Here is a 6,417-nt window from a genome sequence, read left to right on the forward strand (position 1 = left end):
GGTTAATCCTTCTTGAACAACGCCCGCAGGTTGGCAACACCGACCTGCCCCTTCTGCTGGCGCTCCTCGGCAGTCACCTTCTTCTGGTTTTCCCATTCAAGGTCATCCTGCGGCAGCTCCAGCAGGAAGCGGCTCGGCTCCGGACGTACTGATTCGCCAAACTGGCGCCGCTCCTTGCAGAGGGTAAAGGTCAGCTCGGTCTGGGCCCGGGTGATGCCCACGTAGGCGAGACGCCGCTCTTCCTCCACGTTGTCTTCATCTATGCTGGTCTGGTGAGGCAGCAAGCCTTCCTCCATCCCCACCATGTAGACATAGGGGAACTCCAGCCCCTTTGAGGCGTGCAGGGTCATCAACTGTACCTGATCTGCATCATCTTCCCCCTCGTTGCGCTCCATCATGTCGCGCAGGGTGAGGCGAGTGACCACCTGGGCCAGCGTCATCGACTCCTCCAGCTCATCCCCTTCCAGCATCTCGGTGATCCAGCGATAGAGGGTGGAGACGTTCTGCATCCGCATCTCGGCCGCTTTCGGGCTGGGGGAGGTCTCGTAGAGCCACTCTTCGTAGTGGATCTCCTTGATCATGTCCCGCACCGCCTCCACCGGATTGCCACGCTGCGCCTGATCGCCAAGGCGAACCAGCCAGTTGGTGAAGGCCTGCAGGGCCACGAGGCCACGGCCGGAGAGGTGCTGCTCGAGCCCCAGCTCGAAGCTGGCGGCAAACAGACTCTTGCCACGTTGGTTGGCGTATTGGCCAAGCTTTTCGAGGGTGGTGGGGCCAATCTCGCGGCGCGGCAGGTTGACCACCCGCAGAAAGGCGGTGTCCTCATCCGGATTCACCAGCAGCTTGAGGTAGGCCATGATGTCCTTGATCTCGGTGCGGGAGAAAAACGAGGTGCCGCCGGAGATGCGATAAGGAATCCGGTTGGTCATCAACGCCTTCTCGAAGATGCGCGACTGATGGTTGCCCCGATAGAGGATGGCGTAATCCTTGAACCGGGTGCGGTTCATAAACTTGTGTCCCATCATCTCGGCGGCGATCCGCTCCGCTTCGTGCTCCTCGTTCTTGGCGAACAGCACCTTGAGCTTCACCCCTTCATCCAACTCGGAGAAGAGCGCCTTATCATAGACGTGCGGGTTATTGGCGATCAGGATGTTGGCGCACTTGAGGATCCGCCGCTTGGAGCGGTAGTTCTGCTCCAGCTTGATCAGCTTGAGGCTGGGGAAATCTTCGCTTAGCAGCACCAGATTCTGCGGCTTGGCACCGCGCCAGGAGTAGATGGACTGGTCATCATCCCCTACCACGGTAAAACGTGCCCGCTCGCCGACGATCTGCTTCACCAGCTCGTATTGGCTGGTGTTGGTGTCTTGGTACTCATCGACCAGCAGATAGCGGATCTTGTTCTGCCAACGCTCGCGCACCTCCTGATTGCTCTTGAGCAACAGGGTCGGCATCACGATGAGGTCGTCAAAATCCAGCGCGTTATAGGCCACCATCTGGCGGTGATAGCGCTCGTAGAGCTGGGCCATCAGCACCTCTTCCGGCCCACGGGCGATACGCATGGCACGAGCAGGCAGGATGAGGTCGTTCTTCCAGTTGGAGATCTGGCTGATAAGGGCCGAGAGCTTGTCCTTGTCGTTGTCGAGCTCGTCTTCAGTCAATTCTTTCAACAGCGCCAGCTGGTCGGTGTCATCGAACAGGGAGAAGTTGGCCTTGAGATTCAGGCTCTTGTGCTCACGACGAATGATATCGAGCCCCAGGGTATGGAAGGTGGAGACCATCAGCCCCCGCGCCTCCTTACGCCCCAAAGTCTGGCCGACCCGCTCTTTCATCTCCCGCGCCGCCTTGTTGGTAAAGGTGACCGCTGCGATGTTGCGCGCACTGTAGCCGCACTGCTGCACCAGATAGGCAATCTTGTTGGTGATGACGCGGGTCTTGCCCGATCCGGCACCCGCCAGCACCAGGCAAGGGCCGGAAACATACTTGACCGCTTCGTTCTGATTGGGGTTGAGCTTCATGGGCCGGATCTCTTGGCTTATGATGAGGGGCGGCATTGTACCAGAAATCACCCGACGAGCCGTACCTGATGCAAGGCAGACAACCGCCATTCCGGCTTATCGCGCCTTGTGTTCGGGCGCTATTTTCAGGATCATGGCCGACCTTTCGAGATGATGACTTTTTCCGGATAGTGAGGGGAGCATGAATCAGCAACAGCACGACCAACTGCGCAGCCAGTTTCCGGCCTTGGCGCAGGAGGTAAACGGCCATCCTCTGGTCTATCTGGACAACGCCGCCACCACCCAGAAACCACAAGCGGTACTGGATGCCATCGCTCACTACTATCGGGTCGACAACGCCAACGTGCACCGTGCCGCCCACGCCCTGAGTGGCCGCGCGACCCGCGCCTTCGAGGCCGCCCGCGAAACGGTCGCCCGCTTTATCAATGCGCCCCGCAGCCACGAAGTTATCTGGACCCGTGGTACCACAGAAGCGATCAATCTGGTAGCCCAGAGCTGGGGGATGAACGAACTCAAGACAGGGGACGAAATCATCCTCAGCACGCTGGAGCACCACGCCAACATAGTCCCGTGGCAACTGGTCGCCCAGCGTACCGGCGCAGTCATCCGGGTTATCCCACTCGATAAGCGGGGCGATCTCGATCTGGCCGCCTATCACGCCATGCTGGGGCCACGCACCCGACTGGTGAGCGTGGCCCACGTATCCAATGCCCTCGGTACCGTCAATCCGGTCGCCCAGATAGTAGAGGCCGCCAAAGCGGTTGGCGCCGTGACGCTGATCGACGGCGCCCAGGCGGTGGCTCATCTCGAGGTGGATGTGCAAGCCATCGGTTGCGACTTCTACGCCTTCTCCGGCCACAAGCTCTATGGCCCGACCGGCATCGGTGTGTTGTGGGGCCGCACCGAGCTATTGGAGCGGATGCCGCCCTGGCAAGCCGGTGGCGAGATGATCGATCGGGTCAGTTTCAGCGGCACCACCTTCAATACCCTGCCCTTCAAATTCGAGGCGGGCACCCCCCATATTGCTGGCGCTATCGGCCTCGCCGCCGCCATCGACTTTGTGATGGGGCAAGATCGGCAATGGCTCGCCAAACATGAGCAAGCGCTGACAGACTATCTGGTCGCAGGCCTGCAACAGGTGCCGGGGCTACGTCTGGTCGGCGAACCCGGCCAACGCGCCGGTGCGGTCTCTTTCTTGCTCGACGACATCCACCCGCAAGATGCCGCCACCCTGCTCGATATGCAGGGGATCGCCCTGCGAGTCGGCCATCACTGCGCCATGCCATTGATGGAATCGCTCGGGATCGGCGGCACCATGCGCGCCTCGCTGGCTTGCTACAACAATCGGGACGATGTCGACGCCCTGCTGGCCGCCCTGCACAAACTCAGTGACTTCTTCTAAGGCAGACAACCGAATGAGTGACCTCGCAAGCTATACCCAGATTGGCCTTGAGCCCAACGCCGACACCATCCGCCAGCAGTTTGCCGCCGCCCACGGCTGGGAGAACCAGTATCGGCTCATCATCCAGCTCGGCAAGCAGCTGCCAGCGCTACCCGCCGAATGGCAGCAGGAGGAGTTCCGCCTCAAGGGGTGTGAAAGCCTGGCTTGGCTGAAGGGAGAACAAAGCGAGGATGGCTGCTGGCACTTTGCCTGTGATTCCGATGCTCGCATCGTGCGTGGCCTCATCGTCATCGTGCTGGCGGCACTCAACCACCAATCGTCTGCGGCGATCCAGGCATTTGATATGGAAGGGTATTTCACCGAACTGGGACTTGAGAAACACTTGAGCCCGTCACGAGGTAACGGGCTCAGAGCGATCGTACTGGCGATCCGGGAACAGGCTGTCTAACCCGCTCTGTTCAGTGGTCGATTAAGCTTCGCCAATCGACCCGGCGTTTTCATTCCCTGCCTCTTTCTCGGCGCGGGCGCCCCGCTCGGCAATCTTCTTCAATACCCGGGACGCGGCAACCAGCCCAAAGGTTGCCGTCACCGGCGTCACGGCGCCAAAACCGGAGGCGCAATCCATCTTCATAGTGCCATCGCTGGCTGCCTTGGCCTGGCAAGTGCCACCATTGCCATCCGGATAGCTCAGCTGCTCGGTTGAGAAGACACACTCCACCCCGAATTTGCGCGCCGGATTCTTGCTGAAGTTGTGCAATCGGCGCAGATCGGAACGGACCTTGGCCGCCAACGGGTCTTGAATAGTCTTAGCCAGATCGGCCACAGTGATCTGGGTCGGATCCATCTGCCCTCCGGCACCACCCGCCACAATCACCGGGATTTTGTTGCGCTTGCAGAAGGCAATCAGCGCCACCTTGGCCTTGACCGAATCGATGGCATCCACCACATAGTCAAACTCCCGCTTGATATGCTCGGCCAGGTTATCAGCGGTGACAAAATCGTCCACCTCGATCACTTCGCAATCAGGATTGATGGCGCGAATACGCTCGGCCATCACCTCGGTTTTGAGGCGACCAACCGTGCCCTGCATGGCGTGGATCTGGCGATTGGTGTTGGTGATGCAGATATCGTCCATGTCGATCAGGGTGATCTGGTTGATACCAGCGCGGGCCAGCGCCTCTGCCGCCCAGGAGCCCACGCCACCGATCCCCACCACACAGACTTTCGCCTGGCTAAAGGAACGCAGGGCATTCTGACCATAAAGACGGGCAATGCCCCCGAATCGCTGTAGATATTCTGCTTTCATACCACCACCTTGCTTGAGTGCGGCCATTATAACGGCAACCACCGCCAGCCGCGATGGCAGAACCGGAGAAAATCGGGAAGGAAAAACAGGGAAAACGGCAGAGAAGAGGGAATAAAAGGTCAGTTATTAGACGATTTTATGAATCGCAGGTAATAAAAAACCCCGCTCGATGAGCGGGGTTCTTAAATTGGGTGCCTGGCAGTGTCCTACTCTCGCATGGCGAATGCCACACTACCATCGGCGCTACCGCGTTTCACTTCTGAGTTCGGCATGGGATCAGGTGGTTCCACGGCGCTATGGCCGCCAGGCAAATTCTTCAATCCAGAAAGCTGACGTGAGTAACGATGTTGCTTGTGGCTTGTCGTTATCACTGAATTCGTAGTTCGCTTAGGTTTGCTACAAGCCTTAGAACACTTCTTGGGTGTTGTATGGTTAAGCCTCACGGGTAATTAGTACGGGTTAGCTCAATGCATCGCTGCACTTACACACCCCGCCTATCAACGTTGTGGTCTCCAACGGCCCTTTAGGACCCTCAAGGGGTCAGGGATGACTCATCTCAGGGCTCGCTTCCCGCTTAGATGCTTTCAGCGGTTATCGATTCCGAACTTAGCTACCGGGCAGTGCCACTGGCGTGACAACCCGAACACCAGAGGTTCGTTCACTCCGGTCCTCTCGTACTAGGAGCAACTCCCTTCAATCATCCAACGCCCACGGCAGATAGGGACCGAACTGTCTCACGACGTTCTGAACCCAGCTCGCGTACCACTTTAAATGGCGAACAGCCATACCCTTGGGACCGACTTCAGCCCCAGGATGTGATGAGCCGACATCGAGGTGCCAAACACCGCCGTCGATATGAACTCTTGGGCGGTATCAGCCTGTTATCCCCGGAGTACCTTTTATCCGTTGAGCGATGGCCCTTCCATTCAGAACCACCGGATCACTATGACCTACTTTCGTACCTGCTCGACCTGTCCGTCTCGCAGTTAAGCTGGCTTATGCCATTGCACTAACCTCCTGATGTCCGACCAGGATTAGCCAACCTTCGTGCTCCTCCGTTACTCTTTGGGAGGAGACCGCCCCAGTCAAACTACCCACCAGGCACTGTCCGCGAGCCCGATTCAGGGCCCTGCGTTAGAACATCAAACATACAAGGGTGGTATTTCAAGGACGGCTCCAGCGCAACTGGCGTCACGCCTTCAAAGCCTCCCACCTATCCTACACATGTAGGTTCAATGTTCAGTGCCAAGCTGTAGTAAAGGTTCACGGGGTCTTTCCGTCTAGCCGCGGGTACACCGCATCTTCACGGCGAATTCGATTTCACTGAGTCTCGGGTGGAGACAGCATGGCCATGGTTACACCATTCGTGCAGGTCGGAACTTACCCGACAAGGAATTTCGCTACCTTAGGACCGTTATAGTTACGGCCGCCGTTTACCGGGGCTTCGATCAAGAGCTTCGCTTGCGCTAACCCCATCAATTAACCTTCCGGCACCGGGCAGGTGTCACACCCTATACGTCCACTTTCGTGTTTGCAGAGTGCTGTGTTTTTGATAAACAGTCCCAGCCATCTGGTCACTGCGACTCCCAACTGCTCCATCCGCAAGGGACTTCACTGTCAAGAGCGAACCTTCTCCCGAAGTTACGGTTCTATTTTGCCTAGTTCCTTCACCCGAGTTCTCTCAAGCGCCTTGG

The 6,417-nt window shown here is 58.2% G+C and carries 4 protein-coding genes and 2 rRNA genes (1 of these 6 running past the window's edge); 2 read left to right on the forward strand and 4 right to left on the reverse strand.

Going from position 1 to position 6,417, the window contains the following annotated elements; genetic code table 11:
- Window positions 1-2: 2 nt before the first annotated feature.
- On the reverse strand, window positions 3-2,015 hold the full coding sequence (gene rep / locus ACTG1K_RS02330; RefSeq protein WP_202003547.1) for a DNA helicase Rep: 2,013 nt from the start codon (window positions 2,013-2,015) through the stop codon (window positions 3-5).
- Window positions 2,016-2,196: 181 nt separating this feature from the next.
- On the opposite strand from rep, the gene ACTG1K_RS02335 reads away from it, so the two are divergent.
- On the forward strand, window positions 2,197-3,417 hold the full coding sequence (locus tag ACTG1K_RS02335) for an aminotransferase class V-fold PLP-dependent enzyme (RefSeq protein ID WP_440004767.1): 1,221 nt from the start codon (window positions 2,197-2,199) through the stop codon (window positions 3,415-3,417).
- 13 nt (window positions 3,418-3,430) lie between these two features.
- The gene (locus tag ACTG1K_RS02340; RefSeq protein WP_041209816.1) at window positions 3,431-3,865 is read left to right on the forward strand and encodes a SufE family protein; all 435 of its coding nucleotides are present in this window, start codon (window positions 3,431-3,433) and stop codon (window positions 3,863-3,865) included.
- 21 nt (window positions 3,866-3,886) lie between these two features.
- Here the strand turns inward: ACTG1K_RS02340 and tcdA are convergent, their stop codons facing one another.
- The 3 genes from tcdA to ACTG1K_RS02355 all read right to left on the reverse strand — a co-directional run.
- The gene (gene tcdA / locus ACTG1K_RS02345; RefSeq protein ID WP_043821393.1) at window positions 3,887-4,723 is read right to left on the reverse strand and encodes a tRNA cyclic N6-threonylcarbamoyladenosine(37) synthase TcdA; all 837 of its coding nucleotides are present in this window, start codon (window positions 4,721-4,723) and stop codon (window positions 3,887-3,889) included.
- A 193-nt stretch (window positions 4,724-4,916) separates the two neighbouring features.
- Window positions 4,917-5,031: ribosomal RNA gene (rrf, locus tag ACTG1K_RS02350) — 5S ribosomal RNA — on the reverse strand.
- 120 nt (window positions 5,032-5,151) lie between these two features.
- A 23S ribosomal RNA gene (locus ACTG1K_RS02355) occupies window positions 5,152-6,417 on the reverse strand (it continues 1,623 nt past the right edge of the window).

Origin of the sequence: Aeromonas sp. 102P (genome assembly GCF_051920345.1) — a bacterium.
GTDB classification, from domain to species: domain Bacteria; phylum Pseudomonadota; class Gammaproteobacteria; order Enterobacterales; family Aeromonadaceae; genus Aeromonas; species Aeromonas veronii.

What these genes read in the sequence shown, in the direction of transcription:
- ACTG1K_RS02335 (WP_440004767.1), top strand. Translation starts at nt 2,197, where the DNA reads ATGAATCAGCAACAGCACGACCAACTGCGCAGCCAGTTTCCGGCCTTG.
- rep (WP_202003547.1), bottom strand. Translation starts at nt 2,015, where the DNA reads ATGAAGCTCAACCCCAATCAGAACGAAGCGGTCAAGTATGTTTCCGGC.
- tcdA (WP_043821393.1), bottom strand. Translation starts at nt 4,723, where the DNA reads ATGAAAGCAGAATATCTACAGCGATTCGGGGGCATTGCCCGTCTTTAT.
- ACTG1K_RS02340 (WP_041209816.1), top strand. Translation starts at nt 3,431, where the DNA reads ATGAGTGACCTCGCAAGCTATACCCAGATTGGCCTTGAGCCCAACGCC.